General features: G+C 62.0%; 20 protein-coding genes. 12 read left to right on the forward strand and 8 right to left on the reverse strand.

Translation table 11 applies throughout. From position 1 onward, the window contains the following. Window positions 1–119 precede the first annotated feature (119 nt). The 7 genes from ppc to C4J93_RS06395 all read left to right on the forward strand — a co-directional run bounded on the left by ppc (window position 120) and on the right by C4J93_RS06395 (window position 7,319). Window positions 120–2,747: a phosphoenolpyruvate carboxylase gene (gene ppc, locus C4J93_RS06365; protein WP_124361581.1), complete on the forward strand. Its 2,628-nt coding sequence runs from the start codon at window positions 120–122 to the stop codon at window positions 2,745–2,747. A gap of 280 nt (window positions 2,748–3,027) precedes the next feature. Further along, window positions 3,028–3,675, forward strand: a complete 648-nt coding sequence (gene adk / locus C4J93_RS06370; RefSeq protein ID WP_124369856.1) for an adenylate kinase — start codon at window positions 3,028–3,030, stop codon at window positions 3,673–3,675. Between the two features lie 90 nt (window positions 3,676–3,765). Further along, a complete protein-coding gene (gene tsaB, locus C4J93_RS06375; protein ID WP_124428878.1) occupies window positions 3,766–4,452 on the forward strand; it encodes a tRNA (adenosine(37)-N6)-threonylcarbamoyltransferase complex dimerization subunit type 1 TsaB in 687 nt (228 codons plus the stop codon). 160 nt (window positions 4,453–4,612) lie between these two features. After that, window positions 4,613–4,903, forward strand: coding sequence for a hypothetical protein (locus tag C4J93_RS06380; RefSeq protein WP_124361584.1), 291 nt, complete (start codon window positions 4,613–4,615; stop codon window positions 4,901–4,903). Next, window positions 4,903–5,763: a DUF72 domain-containing protein gene (locus tag C4J93_RS06385; RefSeq protein WP_124428879.1), complete on the forward strand. Its 861-nt coding sequence runs from the start codon at window positions 4,903–4,905 to the stop codon at window positions 5,761–5,763. Before C4J93_RS06380 ends, C4J93_RS06385 begins: the two co-directional genes overlap by 1 nt. Before the next feature lie 26 nt (window positions 5,764–5,789). Continuing rightward, window positions 5,790–6,617, forward strand: coding sequence for an oxaloacetate decarboxylase (locus tag C4J93_RS06390; RefSeq protein ID WP_124428880.1), 828 nt, complete (start codon window positions 5,790–5,792; stop codon window positions 6,615–6,617). A 21-nt stretch (window positions 6,618–6,638) separates the two neighbouring features. Continuing rightward, window positions 6,639–7,319, forward strand: a complete 681-nt coding sequence (locus C4J93_RS06395) for an extensin family protein (RefSeq protein ID WP_124430844.1) — start codon at window positions 6,639–6,641, stop codon at window positions 7,317–7,319. Between the two features lie 3 nt (window positions 7,320–7,322). Here C4J93_RS06395 and C4J93_RS06400 read toward each other — a convergent pair whose 3' ends face one another. Then, complete coding sequence (locus tag C4J93_RS06400; protein ID WP_124428881.1) at window positions 7,323–7,943, reverse strand: energy transducer TonB; 621 nt, start codon at window positions 7,941–7,943, stop codon at window positions 7,323–7,325. Between the two features lie 96 nt (window positions 7,944–8,039). On the opposite strand from C4J93_RS06400, the gene C4J93_RS06405 reads away from it, so the two are divergent. Then, complete coding sequence (locus tag C4J93_RS06405; protein WP_124428882.1) at window positions 8,040–8,822, forward strand: class I SAM-dependent methyltransferase; 783 nt, start codon at window positions 8,040–8,042, stop codon at window positions 8,820–8,822. A gap of 38 nt (window positions 8,823–8,860) precedes the next feature. On the opposite strand, the gene C4J93_RS06410 is transcribed toward C4J93_RS06405, so the two are convergent. Then, window positions 8,861–9,514, reverse strand: a complete 654-nt coding sequence (locus C4J93_RS06410; RefSeq protein ID WP_124428883.1) for a TetR/AcrR family transcriptional regulator — start codon at window positions 9,512–9,514, stop codon at window positions 8,861–8,863. Between the two features lie 93 nt (window positions 9,515–9,607). Between C4J93_RS06410 and C4J93_RS06415 the strand changes: the two genes are divergently transcribed. The 3 genes from C4J93_RS06415 to C4J93_RS06425 all read left to right on the forward strand — a co-directional run bounded on the left by C4J93_RS06415 (window position 9,608) and on the right by C4J93_RS06425 (window position 14,118). Further along, window positions 9,608–10,708 carry an efflux RND transporter periplasmic adaptor subunit gene (locus C4J93_RS06415; protein WP_124428884.1) on the forward strand — a complete coding sequence of 367 codons (1,101 nt, stop codon included), beginning with the start codon at window positions 9,608–9,610 and terminating at the stop codon, window positions 10,706–10,708. Window positions 10,709–10,714: 6 nt separating this feature from the next. Further along, window positions 10,715–13,774, forward strand: a complete 3,060-nt coding sequence (locus C4J93_RS06420; protein ID WP_124428885.1) for an efflux RND transporter permease subunit — start codon at window positions 10,715–10,717, stop codon at window positions 13,772–13,774. Window positions 13,775–13,902: 128 nt separating this feature from the next. Then, window positions 13,903–14,118: a hypothetical protein gene (locus C4J93_RS06425; protein ID WP_124366099.1), complete on the forward strand. Its 216-nt coding sequence runs from the start codon at window positions 13,903–13,905 to the stop codon at window positions 14,116–14,118. A gap of 61 nt (window positions 14,119–14,179) precedes the next feature. Here C4J93_RS06425 and C4J93_RS06430 read toward each other — a convergent pair whose 3' ends face one another. From C4J93_RS06430 to plsB, 3 genes are read right to left on the reverse strand one after another with little or no spacing between them, the layout of a single operon-like run. Then, window positions 14,180–14,869: a DUF4197 domain-containing protein gene (locus C4J93_RS06430; RefSeq protein WP_124361593.1), complete on the reverse strand. Its 690-nt coding sequence runs from the start codon at window positions 14,867–14,869 to the stop codon at window positions 14,180–14,182. A gap of 22 nt (window positions 14,870–14,891) precedes the next feature. Beyond that, the gene (locus C4J93_RS06435; RefSeq protein ID WP_124428886.1) at window positions 14,892–15,293 is read right to left on the reverse strand and encodes a YbaY family lipoprotein; all 402 of its coding nucleotides are present in this window, start codon (window positions 15,291–15,293) and stop codon (window positions 14,892–14,894) included. A 46-nt stretch (window positions 15,294–15,339) separates the two neighbouring features. Further along, on the reverse strand, window positions 15,340–17,850 hold the full coding sequence (plsB, locus tag C4J93_RS06440) for a glycerol-3-phosphate 1-O-acyltransferase PlsB (protein WP_124369868.1): 2,511 nt from the start codon (window positions 17,848–17,850) through the stop codon (window positions 15,340–15,342). 178 nt (window positions 17,851–18,028) lie between these two features. Between plsB and C4J93_RS06445 the strand changes: the two genes are divergently transcribed. Beyond that, the gene (locus tag C4J93_RS06445; protein ID WP_124366102.1) at window positions 18,029–18,238 is read left to right on the forward strand and encodes a cold-shock protein; all 210 of its coding nucleotides are present in this window, start codon (window positions 18,029–18,031) and stop codon (window positions 18,236–18,238) included. Window positions 18,239–18,373: 135 nt separating this feature from the next. Here the strand turns inward: C4J93_RS06445 and C4J93_RS06450 are convergent, their stop codons facing one another. From C4J93_RS06450 to dapE, 3 genes are read right to left on the reverse strand one after another with little or no spacing between them, the layout of a single operon-like run. Then, entirely contained in the window at window positions 18,374–18,751 is a 378-nt protein-coding gene (locus C4J93_RS06450) for a hypothetical protein (protein ID WP_124409221.1), read from the reverse strand. A gap of 54 nt (window positions 18,752–18,805) precedes the next feature. Beyond that, a complete protein-coding gene (locus C4J93_RS06455) occupies window positions 18,806–19,615 on the reverse strand; it encodes a putative RNA methyltransferase (protein WP_124428887.1) in 810 nt (269 codons plus the stop codon). Beyond that, window positions 19,615–20,766: a succinyl-diaminopimelate desuccinylase gene (dapE, locus tag C4J93_RS06460; protein WP_124428888.1), complete on the reverse strand. Its 1,152-nt coding sequence runs from the start codon at window positions 20,764–20,766 to the stop codon at window positions 19,615–19,617. Before dapE ends, C4J93_RS06455 begins: the two co-directional genes overlap by 1 nt. Window positions 20,767–20,909 lie beyond the last annotated feature (143 nt).

Genomic DNA, 20,909 nt, shown 5'->3' on the forward strand with positions numbered 1-20,909 from the left:
GGCGACTTAACCTTGAGACTAGCCGCAAGCCGCAAGGTTTAAAGTGTCTTGTCAGAAAGCGCCGCCGACGGCACTCTGGAACACCTGCGCGTCCCGGATTTCTGGCTGGAGATTGGCTGATGAGTGATATCGATGCACGCTTGCGTGAGGATGTTCACCTGCTGGGTGAACTGTTGGGCAACACCATTCGAGAGCAATACGGCGATGCTTTTCTCGACAAGATCGAGCAGATCCGTAAAGGCGCCAAGGCTGACCGGCGCGGCGCGGGCGCTGAGCTCAGCGCGAGCCTGAATCAGCTGCAGGAAGATGAACTGCTGCCTGTAGCGCGGGCCTTTAACCAGTTCCTCAACCTGGCCAACATTGCCGAGCAGTACCAGTTGATTCATCGGCGCGATGAATCGCAGCCGGCGCCCTTCGAGTCCCGTGTGCTGCCGGAGTTGCTGGCCCGTCTGCAAAGCGAAGGCCACAGTGACGAATCCCTGGCCCGCCAATTGGCGCGGCTGGAGATCGAGTTGGTCCTCACCGCCCACCCCACCGAAGTCGCGCGCCGCACGCTGATCCAGAAATATGACGCGATTGCCGCGCAACTGGCGCTGCAGGACCACCGTGACCTCACCAGCGCCGAACGCGAGCAGATCCGTGAACGCTTGCAACGCCTGATCGCCGAGGCGTGGCACACCGAAGAAATCCGCCGCATCCGGCCCACGCCGGTGGATGAAGCCAAATGGGGCTTCGCGGTCATCGAGCATTCGTTGTGGCAGGCCATTCCCAATTATTTGCGCAAGGCCGACCAGGCCTTGCACGCCGCCACCGGTTTGCGTCTGCCGCTTGAGGCCGCGCCAATTCGATTTGCCTCGTGGATGGGCGGCGACCGTGACGGCAACCCGAATGTCACGGCGCCGGTCACTCGCGAAGTGCTGTTGCTGGCGCGCTGGATGGCCGCGGATTTGTATCTGCGCGATATCGATCAGCTCGCCTCCGAGCTGTCCATGCAGCAGGCCAGCCCGGCGTTGCTGGCCCAGGTGGGGGACAGCGTCGAGCCTTACCGCGCCTTGCTCAAACAACTGCGCGAACGCCTGCGCGCCACGCGCCAGTGGGCCCATGCCGCGTTGAGTGGCCCTGCACCGGCACCGGCGCAGGTGTTGCAGGACAATCGCGACCTGCTCGGCCCCTTGGAGCTGTGCTATCAGTCGCTGCATGAGTGCGGCATGGGCGTGATTGCTGATGGCCCGTTGCTCGACTGCCTGCGCCGCGCCGTGACGTTCGGCCTGTTCCTGGTCCGCCTGGATGTGCGCCAGGATTCCACGCGTCACTCGTCGGCCATGACCGAAATCACCGATTACCTTGGCCTGGGTCGCTATGAAGACTGGGACGAAGACACGCGCATCAACTTCCTGAGCAAAGAACTGACCAATCGTCGACCGCTGCTTCCGGGTTATTTCAAACCGTCGGCGGACACCGCTGAGGTGTTGAACACCTGCCGCGAAATCGCCGCTGCACCGGCCGCATCGCTGGGCTCCTATGTGATTTCCATGGCTGGCGCCGCATCGGACGTGCTGGCGGTGCAACTGCTGCTCAAAGAGTCGGGCGTACAGCGGCCCATGCGCGTCGTGCCGCTGTTCGAGACCCTGGCCGACCTGGATAACGCCGGGCCGGTGATGGAGCGGCTGTTGCAACTGCCGGGCTACCGCGCGCGGCTGCACGGCCCGCAGGAAGTGATGATCGGCTATTCGGACTCGGCCAAGGACGCCGGCACCACCGCCGCCGCTTGGGCGCAGTACCGGGCGCAGGAACGGCTGGTGGATATCTGCCGCGAGCAACAAGTGGAATTGCTGTTGTTCCACGGTCGTGGGGGCACCGTCGGCCGTGGCGGTGGCCCGGCGCATGCGGCGATCCTGTCGCAGCCGCCGGGCTCGGTGGCGGGGCGGTTCCGCACCACCGAACAGGGCGAGATGATCCGCTTCAAGTTTGGTTTGCCGGATATCGCCGAACAGAACCTCAACCTCTACCTGGCGGCGGTACTCGAAGCCACGCTGTTGCCACCGCCGCCACCGGAGCCGGCCTGGCGCCATCTGATGGACGAATTGGCGGCCGACGGCGTCAGCGCCTACCGCGCGGTGGTGCGGGAAAATCCGCAATTCGTCGAGTATTTCCGCCAGTCCACGCCGGAGCAGGAGCTCGGGCGTTTGCCGCTTGGCAGTCGACCCGCGAAGCGGCGCGCCGGCGGTATTGAAAGCCTGCGCGCGATTCCCTGGATCTTCGGCTGGACCCAGACCCGCCTGATGCTGCCCGCCTGGCTCGGCTGGGAAGCGGCATTGAGCAAAGCCCTGGAGCGCGGCGAGGGTGAATTGCTGGGGCAGATGCGCGAGCAGTGGCCGTTCTTCCGCACGCGCATTGATATGCTGGAAATGGTGCTGGCCAAGGCCGACGCCGATATCGCCCGCCTCTATGATGAGCGCCTGGTGCAGCCCGACTTGCTGCCATTGGGTGCGCACTTACGCGACCTATTGTCGCAGGCGTGTGACGTGGTACTTGGCCTGACTGGCCAGTCGCAGCTGTTGGCCCACAGTCCGGACACCCTGGAGTTCATCCGCCTGCGCAACACCTACCTCGACCCCTTGCACCTGCTGCAGGCCGAATTGCTTGCTCGCTCGCGCCAACGCGAAGCGGCGCAAGACAGCCCTCTGGAACAGGCGCTGCTGGTGTCCGTCGCCGGTATTGCCGCCGGTTTGCGCAACACCGGTTGAGGTTTTTCGCCTGTTCTCAATAGCTTGCGAATCAACCGCGACGACCGCCCTGAAACGGGCGGTCGTTGTTTGAGGGGGTAGGTTGCGCCCAGGCAAACCCTTTGGCTGACGCATGCCTGGCGCGGGTTTCTCCTACTTTTGGCGGCTTGTGTGGTAAGGGCCTGCTGTGTATCTTGATCAGCCTTTGGCCGTTTGATCGGCCTGGAACCACATTTTTACGAGATTGGCCCCACGCGGCGAATCCGAGCGTCATCTCTATAAAAAATTGAGGAGCACATCGATGCGCGTCATTCTGCTGGGAGCTCCCGGGGCCGGTAAAGGTACTCAGGCAAAGTTCATCACTGAAAAATTCGGCATTCCACAAATCTCCACCGGCGACATGCTGCGCGCGGCCGTCAAGGCCGGCACCGAGCTGGGCCTGATCGCCAAGAGCGTGATGGACAGCGGGGGCCTCGTCTCCGATGACCTGATCATCAACCTGGTCAAGGAACGCATCAGCCAGGAAGACTGCAAGAACGGTTTCCTGTTCGACGGCTTCCCGCGCACCATTCCCCAGGCTGAAGCCCTGGTGAAAGCCGGTGTCGAGTTGGACGCCGTAGTCGAGATCGCGGTTGAAGACGAAGAAATCGTCCAGCGTATCGCCGGTCGCCGCGTTCACGAAGGCTCGGGCCGCGTGTACCACATCGTCTACAACCCGCCGAAAGTGGCTGGCAAGGACGATGTCACCGGTGAAGACCTCGTGCAGCGTAAAGACGACACCGAAGAAACCGTGCGTCATCGCCTGTCGGTCTACCATTCCCAGACCAAGCCGCTGGTGGACTTCTACCAGAAGTTGTCCGCTGCACAGGGCAAGCCGAAATACAGCCATATTCCTGGCGTCGGCTCCGTGGAAGCGATCACTGCCAAGGTGCTGCAAGCACTGAGCTGATGCGTTGATCGGCTGCATTCACGACGGCCCGCTTGCGGGCCGTTGTTGTTTATACTGGCGCACTTTTTTTCGACTTGGACACCCACACCCATGAGCACCCTGCTGGCCCTGGACACCGCGACTGAAGCTTGCTCCGTGGCCTTGCTGCACGACGGCAAGGTAACGAGCCACTACGAGGTGATCCCGCGGCTGCACGCGCAGAAGCTGCTGCCCATGATCAAGCAACTGCTTGAAGACGCCGGAACCAGCCTGTCCGCCGTGGATGCCATCGCGTTCGGCCGTGGCCCCGGCGCGTTTACCGGCGTGCGGATTGCCATTGGCGTGGTGCAGGGCCTGGCGTTCGCGTTGGAGCGTCCGGTTTTGCCAGTGTCCAACCTCGCGGTACTGGCCCAACGTGCGCTGCGTGAGCATGGCGCCACGCAAGTGGCAGCGGCGATTGATGCGCGCATGGACGAAGTCTATTGGGGCTGCTACCGCGAGAGCGCCGGTGAAATGCGCCTGATTGGCGTGGAAGCCGTGCAAGCGCCGGAGTCATCGGTACTGCCCGATGATGCCAGCGGCGACTGGTTCGGTGCCGGGACTGGCTGGGGCTATGGCGAGCGTATGGGAGTGCAGCTGGCGAATCAGGACGCTGCGATGCTGCCCCATGCCGAAGACCTGCTGACCCTCGCGCGCTTTGCTTTCGAGCGCGGCGAGGCGATTGCGGCGGATCTGGCGGCGCCGGTCTACCTGCGCGATAAAGTCGCACAGACCAAGGCAGAGCGAGGGATTATTTGACGCCAGAATTGCGGTAAATCTGCGGCAAATATCGCCAATCGTCAGAATTTGCACCGGGTTTTAAACCTTTTTCAAATTATGTGTTCTAGTTATCACCAGAGCATTTGCGCGCTACGGATCGCGCCACTAAAATGCCATTACTGATAGCGAGTTCGCGCCCATGCGTATTGATGGCTTTTCCTCACAGTCGTACCCAATCAAACGTAAGCCGCGTAAGGCTAACGTTACTGTGGACGACTCCGTCGAGGACTCGCCAGACTTCATTGAAGTCCACTCCGACGCCCAGCCCAGCACCCAAGCCCGCATCAGCGGTCTTCCCGCCCGTCAGCAAGACATGGTCTTCCCCCGCTCCATGAGCAAAAGCGTTGCCACTGCCCTGGCCAGCTACCTGACCACCGCCGGCTTTGTCGAATGGGATATGGAAGTGCTGGGTCTCGATATCCACATCTGATGCGTCTGCCTTACTACATCGGCTGCCCGTCCTGGAGTGAAAACGCCTGGCGGGAATATCTGTATCCCGCCGATGCGCGCTCCAATGATTACCTTGCACTCTATTCTCAAGTCTTCAACGCGGTTGAAGGCAACACCACGTTTTATGCGCGCCCCTCGGTCGCCACGGTGCAGCGCTGGGCCGAGATCATGCCCGAGCACTTTCGCTTCACCGCCAAATTCCCGGGTGATATCAGCCATGCCGGTGACTTGCGCGAGCAGTTGCCGGCGGCGGAAAGCTTCGTCGGCTTGATGAGCCCCTTGGGCGAGCGCGTTTCGCCGCTGTGGCTGCAACTGTCGAAGGCTTTTACCCCGCAGCGCCTCGGTGAGCTGGCCGGATTCCTCGATGGCATCGATCGCCCGCTGGCCGTTGAAGTTCGCCACGAAGAGTTCTTCGCCAAAGGCGAGGCCGAGCGTAGGCTGAACCGCCTGCTGCGCGATCGCGGTGTCGAACGCGTCTGCCTCGATCCGCGCGCGCTGTTCAGTTGTACCTCCACCTCGGCGGCCGTCCTGCATGCCCAATCGAAAAAGCCCAGGGTGCCTCCGCGCCCGGCGGCGCTGACTCTATTTCCCCAAGTGCGCTTTATCGGGCATCCCGAGCTTGAAGCCAACGACCCGTTCCTGAAGCCCTGGGTCGAAAAAATCGCCAGCTGGATTGAAGAGGGGCGTACCCCCTACATGTTCCTGCACACCTCGGACAACCGCCTCGCCGCGCAATTGGCCTTGCGTTTTCACGACCAGTTGATGACGCGTTTGCCAGGGCTCGAGCCGCTGCCGACCTTGCATCGAGAACCCGTCGCGGAGCAACTGGGGTTACTCTAGGGCTTCTTTCCCGCCAGGAGTCAGTCATGGATGCCCAAACCCTTCGCGCCGAAACCTTCAAAGCCTTGCACGAGCGCGACCGTGCCTTTGTCATGCCCAATCCGTGGGACGCCGGCTCCGCCATCATGCTTGCCAGCCTGGGCTTCGAAGCGTTGGCCACCACCAGCGCGGGCTTTGCGTTCAGCCTGGGACGGCCGGATGCGGAAGGCGCGCTGTCGCTGGAAGACACCCTGGGCAATGCCGGAGCCATTGTTCGGGCGACTTCGCTGCCAGTCGCCGCTGACTTGGAAAACGGCTTCAGCGACACCCCCGAAGGCTGTGCCCAGACCATCCTGCGCGCCGCCGCCACCGGTATCGTCGGTGGCTCCATCGAAGATGCCACCGGGGTTGCCGTCGATCCGATCTACCCCTTCGACCTCGCCGTCGAGCGCATCGAGGCTGCCGTTGCCGCTGCCCGCAGCCTGGGGTTTCCCTTCACGCTGACGGCTCGTGCAGAAAACTTTCTGCACGGTCGCCCGGACTTGCCCGACACCATTCGCCGCCTGCAAGCCTACGCCGAAGCGGGCGCCGATGTGCTGTATGCGCCGGGCCTGCGCAGTGCCGAAGAGGTGTTGGCGGTGGTCAAGGCCGTCGCGCCCAAGCCGGTAAATGTGTTGATGTCCGGTGGCCTGAACCTCAGCGTCGCGCAGTTGAGCGAACTGGGCGTGCGGCGCATCAGCGTGGGCTCGGCACTGGCCCTGGCGGCCTATGGCGAGTTTTATCGGGCGGCGCAGGAAATCTACGGGCTGGGCACCTTTACCTTCACCGAGCGCAAGATGCCGTTCGACCAGGCCAATCGATTCTTCAAGGGCTAAGCGGTGCGGTCGATCAGGTGGATGGGCGCGTTGCTGGTGCTCGGCGGCGCGCTGGCCGTGGGCGTATGGCGCGGCTGGGTGCCGTTGCCCCATGAATGGAACCCGTGGGCGCCGCTGGACGTGCGCGCCAGTCCGAACCTGTTGACGCGCTACAAACTGGGGCGGCTGCAGGATGATCCCGCGCTGTGCGACCAGGTGCTTAAAACCTCGGGGTTGCGGGTGAGCCGTCAGGCCGACTCGCGCGCCGACGCCGCTTGCCCGCTGCGCAACACGTTGAGGGTACAGGGCGCAGAGGTTGGCTTGAGCAGCAGCTTCCTGGCCAGTTGCCCACTGGCGGTAGCGTTTGCCCTGTTCGAGCGCCACAGCTTGCAACCGGCGGCTCAGGCGATATACGGCCAGGCGGTGACGCGGGTCGATCACCTGGGCAGTTTTGCCTGTCGCAATGTCTACAACCGCGCCGAAGGCCGACTCAGCCAGCACGCGTCGGCCAATGCATTGGATATCGCCGGGTTTCGCCTGGCTGATGGGCGCCGTATCAGTGTGCTCAAGGACTGGCCGGGGGAGGGTGCTGACGCGCGATTTTTACGTGAGGTGCGTGACGGCGCGTGTCACGCGTTCAATGGGGTGTTGAGCCCCGACTATAATGCCGCGCACCGTAACCACTTCCATCTGGATATGGGCCGCTGGTGGATGTGTCGCTAAGCGTCAGGCGGCCAGGCGCAGGTTGTTGGCGATCAGCGGGCGTGCCCAGTGGTAGTCAAAATCCAGGGCCTTCTGTTGTTCTGCCAGAGCCTGTTCGGTGAACGGAGTCGCGGCCGGTGGCAACAAGTCCAGCTCGAACTCGGCAATCGGCAAGTGCAGCGGGCGGGGTTGCGGCGCTGGGCCCGGCTCAGCGACGGGTTGACCTGCACTCAGGACAATCGGGCGTACCCAGCCGCTTTCGAAATTCTGCTGGCGTTGCTGGGCGATGATGTCTTCATCAGGAAAGGGTGGCGCTGCGGGTGGCAGCAACTCGGTCTCGAATTCGGCAATCGGCAGGAACAGCGGCTCAGGCGGGGCGATCACGGTGTCTTTTACGTCGCACTCGCGCTGGGTGAGGATCTGCGCGAGCAGGTCGGCGCCTTCGCTGGGTTCCACCGCCGGGTCTTTCGGTGCAGTCGCCGTGGCGGCCAGCGCGCCTGGGATGGCACCGAGCTGCTCGGCGAGGGCGCGGGCGAAGAAGTCCTGCCACACATGGCTCACCCCGGCCAGCGCTTGAGTATTGCGCAGGCCGTAGTGGTTGTGGGTCGGCAGTACACCGATAGTTAGGGGAAGAATGTCTGACATTTTTTTCGGTCGACGCTCAGCTCTGGCAAAATACCTGACTGTTGTTTTTATCGGCCGGTGTTTGCCGATCCTTAATATTTTTGAGCGTAGCGATTGATGAGCGAACAACCAGCGGCCAGCCGCATTCGGGTCGAGGCTTTGGCCGAAGGATTCCAAGCCCGCGCCGAGCAGTGGGCGGCGCTGCTTGGCTTGCCTGTGCAACTCGATGATGCGGATTTTTCCCTGCAAGTCGGGGAACAAGGTCTGCAGTTGCAACAGCTCGGGCCTGACGCGCCGGGGCCGGTGCGGGTCGATTTCATCGAAGGTGGCGCGGCGCACCGGCGTTTGTACGGCGGCGGCAGCGGGCAGATGATCGCCAAGGCCGTGGGCATCGCCCAAGGCGTTCGCCCGCGCGTACTCGACGCCACGGCGGGCCTGGGCAAGGATGCCTTCGTGCTGGCCAGCCTGGGCTGCGAGATGAGCCTGGTCGAGCGCCAGCCGCTGATCGGCGCCTTGCTTGAAGATGGCCTGGCACGAGCTGCGCAGGATTTTGAAGTGGCGCCGATTGTGGCGCGGATGCAGCTGCTCAAGGGCAACTCCATCGAGGTGATGTGCAATTGGGCAGGCGAGCCGCCGCAAGTGATCTACCTTGACCCGATGTTCCCGCATCGTGAGAAAACCGCCCTGGTGAAGAAGGAAATGCGTCTGTTCCGGCCACTGGTCGGCGATGACCCGGACGCACCGGCCTTGCTCGCAGCGGCGTTGGCCCTGGCCAGCCACCGTGTGGTGGTCAAGCGCCCGCGCAAGGCACCGTGCATCGAGGGGCCCAAGCCGAGCCATGCGCTGGAGGGTAAATCCAGTCGGTACGATATTTATCCTAAAAAAGCACTCAAGCCCTGAGCTTTAAGCTGCAAGCGCGCTGAACTTGGCGCTTGCAGCTAACCACTTGCCGCTGCCCCTCGCCCATATGCCCGCATAAACAACCCCACCACCTCGTGCACATGCGCCTCGGCGTCCGCCTCGCTCAATTGCCCGCCACAGCCATACAGCAGACGGAAGTTCGCGGTGCCTTTGAGCAGGCAAAAGAAGTGCTCGGCCGCCTTGAAGGGTTTGTCGATGCTCAGGGCGCCACTCTCGTCGATCCGACTGAGCAGACGCTCCATGCCCTGCAACATGCGCATGGGTCCTGCTTCGAAGAAGATCTGCGAGAGTTTCACGTCCTGATTGCCGGTCGTCATCATCAGGCGATGCAGGTTCACCGACTCCTCGCTGTTGATCAGCCGATGAAACCCGCGCGCGATGTTCAGCAGCACCGTTTGCACCGGCATGGCGTCGGGCAGTTCGAAATACATCACCGGCAGTTGTTCCTCGCACTTGGCGACGACGGCGGCAGTGAACAAGGTTTCTTTGTCGGTGAAGTGGCTGTAGACGGTCAGTTTCGACACCCCCGCTTCAAGCGCCACAGCGTCCATGCTGGTACTGGCATAGCCATTGCCCAAAAACAGAACTTTGGCGGCTTCGAGGATTGCCTGGCGTTTTGCCATGTCCTTGGGGCGCCCGGGGCTATTGGTGTTTATAGGATTGTCGGACATTTTCACCTTTAATACTGGACTGGTGAGTTTGGTATTAATAACATACCGGCCAGTATAATTATTCCTAGCATCATTTGCGAAAGGTCCTACAGCATGCGCAGCACTTTCCTGCCCCTTGCGTTGCTTGCCAGCTTGGTCTTCCTGTTAGCCGCCTGCGGCCACGAAGAAGCGGTCCAAACCACCATTCGCCCGGCCATGGTGGTGCAACCCCAGCCTTCGGCGCAGGCGATGGACAGCTATCCAGGTGAAGTGCGCGCCCGCTATGAACCGGATCTGGCCTTTCGCATTGGTGGCAAAGTCAGCAAGCGCCTGGTGGAAGAGGGCGAGCGGGTCAAGGCCAACCAGCCCCTGGCAGAGCTCGACCCCCAGGACGTGCGTCTGCAACTGGAAGCCTCCCGTGCCCAAGTGGCGGCTGCCCAAGCCAACCTGAGCCTGGTGCGCGCCGAGCGTGACCGCTACAAGACCCTGATGGACCGTCAGATGGTTAGCCGGTCCCAGTACGACAATTCTGAAAATCTTTATCGAGCCGGTGAGGCACGTCTCAAGCAGATCAACGCTGAATTCGACGTGTCCAGCAACCAGGCCGGCTATGCGGTGCTGCGTGCGCCCCAGGACGGTGTCGTCGCCAGGCGCGCGGTTGAAGTCGGCCAGGTCGTCTCCGCTGGCCAAACCGTGTTCACCCTGGCCACCGATGGCGAGCGTGAAGTGTTGATCAGCCTGCCTGAGCAGGGCTTCGGCCGTTTCAAGATCGGCCAGCCGGTGTCGGTTGAGCTGTGGAGCCAGCCGGATCAACGGTTTGCCGGGCGCATTCGCGAGCTGTCGCCCGCCGCCGACCCGAAGTCGCGCACCTTCGCTGCGCGGGTGGCGTTCACGGGCGGTAAAGTCCCGGCGGAACTCGGCCAGAGCGCCCGCGTATTCATACAGGTCGACGGTGTGATTCCACTGTCGGTGCCGCTGTCTGCCCTGAGTGCGGAAAACGGCGCGTCGTACGTCTGGCGTGTGCAACCGGATAACACCCTCAAGCGCACACCCGTGCGCATCGGCGCGTTTGGCGAGAAGACCGTGCCGGTACTCGAAGGCCTGGCGCCCACCGACTGGGTGATTGCGGCGGGTGTGCATGTGCTCCATGAGGGGCAGCAAGTGCGCCCGGTGGATCGCGCCAACCGTGTGGTGAATCTGGCGGCCAAGGAGTAGTCCCCGATGGGTTTCAATCTTTCCGAATGGGCGTTGCGTAATCGCCAGATCGTACTGTTCCTGATGATCCTGCTGGCGGTGGTCGGCACTTTGTCCTACACCAAGCTGGGGCAAAGCGAAGACCCTCCCTTCACCTTCAAGGCCATGGTGATCAAGACCAACTGGCCTGGAGCCACGGCCCAGGAAGTTTCACGCCAGGTCACCGAGCGCATCGAGAAAAAATTGATGGAAACTGGCGAGTACGAGCGCATTGTCTCGTTCTCGCGGCCCGGCGAATCCCAAGTCACCTTCATCGCTCGTGATTCCATGCACTCGGCGCAGATTCCCGAGCTGTGGTACCAGGTGCGCAAGAAGATCAGCGATATCCGCCAGACCCTGCCGCCGGATATCCAGGGGCCGTTTTTCAACGATGAGTTCGGCACCACGTTCGGCAATATCTACGCCTTGACCGGTGACGGTTTCGACTACGCCGTGCTCAAGGACTACGCCGACCGCATCCAGATTCAGCTGCAACGGGTGCCGGACGTGGGCAAGGTTGAGCTGCTTGGCCTGCAGGACGAAAAGGTCTGGATCGAGCTGTCCAACCTCAAGCTCGCTACCCTCGGCCTGCCAATGGCCGCTGTGCAGCAGGCGCTGCAGGAGCAGAACGCGGTCTCCACCGCAGGCTTCTTTGAAACCCCGACCGAACGGGTGCAGTTGCGGGTGTCGGGTAACTTCAAGAGCGTGGAAGAGATCCGCAACTTTCCGGTTCGGGTGGGCGAGCGAACCTTCCGCATCGGCGATGTGGCCGATATTCACCGTGGTTTCAATGACCCACCGGCACCGCGCATGCGCTACATGGGCGCCGACGCCATCGGCCTGGCCGTGGCCATGCGTGACGGCGGCGACATTCTGGTGCTGGGCAAGGCCCTGGAGCGTGAATTCGCACGATTGCAGAAGAATCTTCCGGCGGGCATGGAGTTGCGCAAGGTCTCCGATCAACCGGCAGCGGTGAAAACCAGTGTCGGCGAATTCGTCCAGGTGCTGGCTGAAGCGTTGGCCATTGTGTTGCTGGTGAGCTTCTTTTCCTTGGGCGTGCGCACCGGCATGGTGGTGGCGTTGGCGATTCCGTTGGTACTGGCGATGACTTTCGCCGCCATGTACTACCTCGGCATCGGCCTGCATAAAATCTCCCTGGGTGCCCTGGTATTGGCCTTGGGTTTGCTGGTAGATGACGCAATCATCGCTGTGGAAATGATGGCGATCAAAATGGAGCAGGGCTACGACCGGCTCAAGGCCGCGAGTTTCGCCTGGACCAGCACCGCGTTCCCGATGCTCACCGGTACCTTGATCACGGCGGCGGGCTTCCTGCCGATTGCTACCGCGCAATCGAGTACTGGCGAATACACCCGCTCGATCTTTCAGGTGGTGACCATCGCTTTGCTGGCGTCCTGGGTTGCCGCCGTGGTGTTCGTACCATATCTGGGCGAAAAGCTCCTGCCGGACCTGGCGAAGATTCATGCGGCCAAACACGGCACCAACGGTCCTGACCCTTACGGCACGCCGTTCTACCAGCGCGTAAGACGATTGGTGGAGTGGTGCGTACGTCGGCGCAAGACGGTGATCGTCCTGACGCTGCTGTTGTTTATCGGCTCGGTTGCCTTGTTCCGTTTCGTGCCGCAACAGTTCTTCCCGGCCTCCGGTCGCCTGGAACTGATGGTCGACCTGAAACTGGCCGAAGGTGCCTCCCTGAGCAACACTGCCGAGCAGGTCAAACGCCTCGAAACCTTGCTCAAGGAACACGCTGGCATCGGCAATTACGTGGCCTACGTGGGCACCGGTTCGCCGCGCTTCTACCTGCCACTCGACCAGCAACTGCCGGCGGCCAGCTTCGCGCAATTCGTGGTACTGGCCAACACCATCGAAGAGCGCGAAAGCCTGCGCACCTGGCTGATCGAAACCCTGAACGAACAGTTTCCTGAACTGCGTTCACGCGTCACCCGTCTGGAGAATGGCCCGCCGGTGGGCTACCCCGTGCAGTTTCGCGTGACCGGCGAGCACATCGAAGAAGTCCGCGCCCTGGCGCGCAAGGTGGCGACCAAGGTTCGCGAGAACACCCACGTGGTCAATGTGCATCTGGACTGGGAAGAGCCGAGCAAAATCGTCTACCTGAATATCGACCAGGACCGCGCCCGCGCGCTGGGCGTGAGCACCGCCAATCTGTCGAAATTCCTGCAAAGCTCCCTGACCGGCAGCACCGTCAGCCAGTACCGGGAGGATAACGAGTTGATCGAAATCCTCCTGCGCGGCACCGTTCACGAACGCACTGAGTTGTCGCTGCTGCCCAGCCTGGCCGTACCCACCGACAACGGTAAAAGTGTGGCCTTGGCCCAGATTGCAACCCTTGAGTATGGCTTTGAGGAAGGCATCATCTGGCACCGTAACCGTTTGCCTACGGTGACCGTGCGCGCCGATATCTATGGCAAGGAACAACCCGCGACGCTGGTCCAGCAGATCCTGCCGACCCTTGAAGGCGTGCGTGCCGAGTTGCCTGACGGCTATTTGCTGGAGGTCGGTGGCACCGTGGAAGACTCCGCGCGCGGACAGAACTCGGTGAAGGCCGGCGTGCCGTTGTTTATCGTGGTGGTGCTGACCTTGCTGATGCTGCAACTGCGCAGCTTCTCACGCACCGCGATGGTGTTTCTGACTGCGCCCTTGGGCCTGATCGGCGTCACCCTGTTCCTGCTGGTGTTTCGTCAACCGTTTGGTTTCGTGGCGATGCTCGGCACCATCGCCCTGTCGGGGATGATCATGCGCAACTCGGTGATATTGGTCGACCAGATCGAACAGGACATCAAGGCGGGGCTGGCGCCCTGGCAGGCGATTATTGAAGCCACGGTCCGACGCTTCCGGCCGATCGTGCTGACCGCACTTGCTGCGGTACTGGCGATGATTCCACTGTCGCGTAGTGTGTTCTTCGGGCCGATGGCGGTGGCAATCATGGGCGGGTTGATTGTGGCGACGGCGTTGACGCTGCTGTTTCTACCGGCGCTTTACGCCGCGTGGTTCAGGGTCAAGCGGCAATGATTGGAATCTTCGCAAGGAACGTTTCTTAAGGTTTCGCCACTCATGGACTACCTGATTACAGGTATTCAGTCCGACGGATTTCACGCCGTCGGGCCGGATCTCACATCTGATGATTCAAGGAGTGTCCAATGGGATTTTTCATCGGCAAATCGTTGAGCGTTTCTGTCAGCAGCAGCTTCGGCGGCGGTAACTGCGCAAAACCCAAGCCACCTGCAAATGACTGTAATGACAAGTGCAAACCCAAACCCGACTGCCATGGCGGTGGTGGCTCGATCAAGTTCGGCGTAGGCGTGATGCCGCTGGGCGCGGTGATCTTTGGCGGGCTGGCCGGCAAGCTGTTCTGACGGTGCAGTGAGCGGCACCCGAGCAGGTGATCTTCCCCGCCTGCTCGGGTGCATACACTGTCTACAGGGCGCCGAACACTTTCTTGGCAAGGCTGGTGGCGGCAGCTGCCGGATTCTTGCGAATCGTTTCTTCCTGCTGCGCGATCATCTTGAACAAGCCGTCCAGCGCCTGTTCGGTCACGTAGTTTTCAACATTGGCGCTTTTGGCGTCCACCGCGCCAAACGCGGCGGCCTTGCCGGCGAGTGCGTTGTACTGCTGGGCCACGCCGACCTTGTCGGTGGCAGCCTTGACGATGGGCAGGAACTTGGCGCGGATTTGGTCGCGACTGCTCTTGTTCAGGTACTGGGTAGCTGAGTCCTGGCCGCCACTGAGGATGCCTTTGGCATCGGTCACACTCATGTTTTTCACGGCATTGACCAGAATCGGCTGAGCCTGGGTAACGGCGGTTTCCGCCGCTTTGTTCATGCTGGTTTCGAGCTGGGTGACCTGATCGCCCATGCCGAACATCTTCAACTTGTCAGCGACCTTGCCCAGCTTGCCCGGCAAGCCGATCTTCACGTCGGGGTTATTGCTGAAACCACCGGGCGTGCCCAGTTGTTTCACGGCGATCTGTGCGCCCTGGGTCAAGGCGTCCTTGAGGCCGCCGCTGGCGTCGCCCTGGGACAGGCTGCCAAGGTCCAGTGCCATGGCGCTGGTGCCCAGCAGCAGGCCGGTGAGCAGGGCCGTGAGGCGAAGAGGGTTACGGAGCATGGGCGCTTCCTTGTGGTTGAATTCAGTGGGCTGCAGCATCGACGCGCACGCGCAGCGGCTGATGATCCTGGCCGTTGAGCTGTACGGCGTGCCGTTCAGTGGTGATGAACAGTAGCTTGCCATCCACCTCAATGCGAGCGCTGACCGAGTAGCTATGGCCAGGCTTGACCTGCGCCGGGTCATAACTCAGGTGAAACGGCAGCGGCACCTGGCCTTTGATCGGGCCTTTCTGTTCGGCGAGCACCACGGCCGGCGCGTCCATCAGCGACACGTCTTGCAGGCTGACGCTCAAGGTGGCGGTAGGCGGCAGGGCGATGCGTTGCAGGTAGAACACTTCGCCGTCGAGGCTGGCCTTGGGGGTGGGAGACATGGATTGGCAGGCCCCGAGCAGGGCAGTGAGGCCCAGGAGGATGATCTTCTTCATGGTGCAGCTCCTTATCAACGGCGCCGGAAACCGCCCGGCGCCTTGTTCAATCTTGTGGGGATTGCGCCGGTTCCACCGGCTGCTCGGCCGCGCCATCGACGCGATGCAACGCCACTTGGCGGATCGACAAGCGAATGTCCGCCGGCAGTACACGCTTGGCCGCGCCTTCGGCCAGCTCGCCGAGCAGGTCGTGATAGCTCAGCTTGCCGGCTTCATCGCGGCGCAGCACATCTTGCTCCAGCAAGGTCTGGATGAAATGTCGGAAAAGGCTCTTGTCGAAGAATTCCGGGGCATTGAGGCCATGCAGGATCGACAGCCGCTGGGCCATGATCGTGCACAGGTCTTCCAGCTCCTCGGCGCTGATGCTGTTCTGGCCGCTGTTGAGCAGCAGCGAGATCGCCATGTAGAAGCGTTGCAGGGTCTGGGCGATGCTCTTGGACAGTAGCGTCAGCAGCACGAAATGCCGCGAACTCGGCGCCGGGCGCAGGTACACGTTGTTTTCGAAGCGCAGCAGGCCCTGTTCGACGAACGCATCCAGCCATTGGTCGACCACCGCATCCAGCTCCTCCAGAGACCAGCGGATGAACAGCTCCGACTGCAGGTACGGGTAAAGCGCATGGGTGTAGCGCAGGATCTGCTCGCGGCTCATTCGCGAACTGCTCTGGAAGAAACTCGCCAGCAGCGCGGGCAGGGCGAAGATGTGCAGCACGTTGTTGCGGTAATAGGTCATCAGGACGGCGTTCTGCTCATCCAGATAGACGATTTTGCCCAGGGCATCGCTCTGTTCCGACAGCAGCTTCATGTCCTTGACGTGCTTGATCAGCGCCAGGCCGTCGCCTTCCGGCAGGGTGGTATGCGGTGAATAGGGCACGCGGCGCAGCAGCGCCAGGTACAGGTCCAATTGGCGGGCCATGGCCTGCTCATCCAGTGCCAGGCGAGTGGTCGACAGCAGCGCCAATGCCACCAGGTTCACCGGGTTCACCGCAGCGGCCTCGTTCAAGTGGCGGGCCACCTGCTCGCCGAGGCGGTGAGTGGTTTCATTCAGCCAGGCCGGCTTGTAATTCGGGCCCAGTTCCTGAGAGCGCCAATCCGGTTGCTCGTGGTCGAGAAACTCCGCCAGCTTGATCGGCTCGCCGAAGTTGACCGCGACCTGGCCGAAGCGCTGCTTGAGCGCGCCTGCCACTTTGAAAATATCGAAAATCGACTCTTTCTTCTTGCTCGCACCGCGCAGCTCGCCCAGATAGGTACGGCCTTCCAGCACCCGTTCGTAGCCGATATACACCGGCACGAACACGATGGGCATGCGCGAAGAGCGCAGGAAACTGCGCAGGGTGATCGCCAGCATCCCGGTTTTCGGCTGCAGCATGCGCCCGGTGCGCGAACGGCCGCCTTCGACGAAGTACTCCACCGGGAAACCCTTGGTGAACAGGGTGTGCAGGTATTCGTTGAATACCGAGGTGTACAGCGGGTTGCCCTTGAAGGTGCGGCGCATGAAAAACGCACCGCCACGACGCAGCAGGCTGCCGATCACGGGCATGTTCAGGTTGATGCCGGCGGCAATGTGCGGCGGGGTCAGGCCATTCTTGAACAGCAGGTAGGACAGCAACAGGTAGTCGATATGGCTGCGGTGGCAAGGTACGTAGATCACTTCGTAGCCCTGGGCAACCTGTTGCACACCCTCGATGTTATTGACCTTGATGCCGTCGTAGATTTTGTTCCAGAACCAGCTCAGCACCACTTCCAGGAAGCGGATCGCCGTGTAGGTGTAGTCCGAGGCGATTTCATTGCCATAGCGCAGGGCCAGGGCCTTGGCTTTTTCCGGCGAGATTTTCTCGCGCTCGGCTTCATCGGCAATGGCCTGACGCACCAGCGGCATATTGACCAGGCCCTTCACCAGGTTGCGACGGTGGGACAGGTCGGGGCCGATCACGGCGGTCTTCAGGTTACGAAAGTGCACGCGCAGGATGCGTTGGGCCATGCGCACGGTGCGTTCGTGCCCTTTATTGTGCTCGATCAATTCACGCAGGTTGATGGGCGCGGAGAATTGCACCCGGGTCTTGCGACCCAGGATCAGAATGCTCAGCAACCGGCGCAGGCGCCCGGTGACCGCCCAGCTGTCGGCGAACAACAGTTTCCAGGGGCTGGACTCACTTTCGGGGGATTGGCCCCAGAACACGCTGACCGGAATGATTTGTGCATTCTCTTCGGCATGTTCGGTCAGGGTGTTGACCAGGCGCGTCAGGGTGGGTGGTGTGCCGCGCTTGTCCTGGCGGCCGAGCCAATCCGGGTCCGGCGTGAGGTAAAAGAACGCTGCGGGTTCCATCAACGGGCCTACCGAAACCGGCAGCACCGGGCGCGGCAGGCCGGCCTTGGTGCACTCGGTATCGACCACGGCCAATTCGGTCAGGGAGGGCGATTGCAGGACGTAGAACACCGGCCGGCTGCGGTCCAGGTTAAGGGTGAGGGACGACTGGTTGATCGTCTCCGAGCGAACCCAGAGGTACAGCAGTCGACGCAAGGTGCCAAACACCAGACGACGGAACGGGGAGCGGGTCATAGGCGAACTGCTTCAAGTGGAAAAAACCGAGCAGGCGCTCGGGCGGGTAGTGTGCCGTATTCATCGAAAATCGGCAAAAAGCGGCGATGTAAAGTTGGGTTGATGGTTTTTGAACGTGTCTTATACTCGGCAGTTCAACGCCAGCGACTCAATAATAAAAACCAGTGGGAGTGAACAGATGACAACGCGCGAAACCGGCAGTGTGAAGTGGTTCAACGACGCCAAGGGCTATGGCTTTATCCAGCGTGAAGACGGCAAGGATGTGTTCGTGCACTACCGCGCCATTCGCGGTGACGGCCACCGCTCGCTGGCCGAGGGGCAACAGGTGGAATACGCCGTGGTGACAGGCGATAAGGGCTTGCAGGCGGAGGATGTGGTCGGCCTGTAATTTGCTACACCGCCAAACCCATGTGGGAGGGGGCTTGCTCCCGATTGCTGACTATCAGGCACAGAATTCATTGACTGATCCACCGCTATCGGGGGCAAGCCCCCTCCCACATTTGATTGGGTTTGCAACTCGGAATCAGGCGGTTTTCCAGGTGATCTGTTCTTCGCCGTCTGCGCTGATGCGAATCCAGGTGTCGGCGCTGTCTTCACCCTCTTCCTCGACCCAAGTCCCCGGCGCGCAGCGCACTTCAACATTCAATGCGGCAAACGCGGCGCGGGCGCAGGCGATGTCGTCGTCCCACGGCGTCTGATCGCTTTCCAGGTACAGGCTGTTCCATTTGCCGACGGCTTTTGGCAACCAGGTCACCGGCACGTTGCCGGCTTTGCACTTGTAGGTCTGGCCCTTCTGGACCCAGTCGGTGCACGGGCCCAGGGCGGCGCCCAGCCAGGCGGCGATGGCCTTGTAGTCGACGTCGGCGTCCTTCAGGTAAATCTCAATATCGGGTTGGCGCATGGATGTTCCTCGTTGCGGGATTCGAAAATCCATTCGCGGGTGCTGAAAAGTCGGTTATTGAAGCACGAAATAATCGTAGCGCATCGACACGGTCACCTGCAGCGGCTCGGCGGCTTCGATCACCTCGCTGCGGCGCTCGGCGCTCGCACGCCAGCCGTGAGGGGTCATGGCCAGCAGGTTGGCGCGGTCCCCGGGCTCGGCCAGGCACAGTGTGAACTCAAGGGTTTCACTGTGCGCCAGGCCCATGCCATCCGGCACCAGTGCCAGGTGTTTGTCGTCGGAGTATTCGCGCACTTCGTCATACAAGCGTTCGCGCAGCTCCATCAGGTGGCCGCGGGTAGGGCCAACCTTCATCAAACCGCCGCCAGGGATGAGCAGGCGCTTGGCTTCCTGCCAGTCCAGCGGGCTGAACACGCTGGCGAGAAACTGGCAACTGGCGTCGGCCAATGGGACGCGGGCCATGCTGGCGATCAACCAGGTCAGCGCCGGGTTGCGCTTGCACGCGCGCTTGACCGCTTCCTTGGAAATATCCAGGGCGTAGCCGTCGGCGTCGGGCAGGGCATCGGCGATTTGCGCGGTGTAGTAGCCCTCGCCACAGCCGATGTCCACCCAGCGTTGTGGCGCGCGTTCGGCGGCCAGCTCGGCCAGTCGCTTGGCCACAGGGGCGTAGTGCCCGGCATTGAGGAAGTCGCGGCGCGCCTCGACCATCGCCAGGTTATCGCCCGGGTCGCGGCTGTTCTTGTGCTGCACTGGCAACAGGTTCAGGTAACCCTGGCGCGCGCGGTCGAAACGGTGCCCGGCGGGACACGCCACACCGTTGTCCACCGCAGTGAGCGGGGCGCTGCAAAGGGGGCAGGCAAGCATCAGGCGAGCAACTTGATCAGGGTCTGGTAGTAAATTTCGGTCAACACATCGAGGTCGCTGGCGAGGACGCGCTCGTTGACCTGATGGATCGTCGCATTCACCGGGCCCAACTCGACCACCTGGGTGCCCAGGGTCGCAATGAAACGGCCGTCGGAGGTACCGCCACTGGTGGATGCCTTGGTTTCACGCCCGGTGATCGCCTTGATGCTGGCCGATACCGCGTCGAGCAATGCGCCCGGCTCGGTGAGGAACGGCAGACCCGACAGCGCCCAGTCCACATGCCAGTCCAGGCCGTGTTTATCCAAAATCGCTGCGACCCGCTGCTGCAACCCTTCCACGGTGGACTCGGTGGAGAAACGGAAGTTGAACACCGCTGTCAGGTCGCCGGGAATGACGTTGGTGGCGCCGGTGCCGGAATTAAGGTTGGAGATCTGGAAACTGGTCGGTGGGAAGAAGGTGTTGCCGTCATCCCAATGCTCGGCGGCGAGTTCGGCCAATGCCGGTGCGGCCAGATGGATCGGGTTCTTCGCCAGGTGCGGATACGCCACGTGGCCCTGTACACCGCGCACGGTCAGGGTGGCGCCGAGGGAGCCACGACGGCCGTTCTTGACCACATCGCCCACCAGTTTCGTGCTCGACGGCTCGCCGACGATGCACCAGTCAAGGCGCTCGTTGCGTGCGGCCAGGCGCTCGACCACGGCCTTGGTGCCATGGTGCGCCGGGCCTTCTTCATCGCTGGTAATCAGGAAGGCCACCGAACCTTTGTGGTCCGGGTAGTCGGCTACAAAACGCTCCGCCGCCACCAGCATCGCCGCCAGGCTGCCTTTCATATCCGCCGCGCCACGGCCGCAGAGCATGCCGTGTTCGTCGATCAGCGCGTCGAACGGGTCGTTCTGCCAGGCCTGCACCGGGCCGGTCGGCACCACGTCGGTGTGGCCGGCAAAGCACAGCACCGGGCCTTCCTGGTTGCCATGGGTGGCCCAGAAGTTATCCACCTCGAAAATGCGCATCGGCTCGAGCGCAAAACCGGCGTCGCCCAGGCGCTGCATCATCAGCTTCTGGCAATCGGCATCGATCGGCGTGACCGACGGGCGACGGATCAGGTCGATGGCGAGTTGAAGGGTCGGCGAAAGGTCGGCATGGGCCGTCATGGGAGAACTCCGGAAATCGAGACAGCGACGTTCTAATTGTAGGAGCGAGCTTGCTCGCGAAAAACGCAAGGGCTCCGCGTGCATTCAGGGTGCCCGCTTCATCGTTAACGATTTTCGCGAGCAAGCTCGCTCCTACAGTGATG

The sequence above is a fragment of the Pseudomonas sp. R2-37-08W genome, assembly GCF_003851705.1.
In the GTDB taxonomy this organism is placed as follows: domain Bacteria; phylum Pseudomonadota; class Gammaproteobacteria; order Pseudomonadales; family Pseudomonadaceae; genus Aquipseudomonas.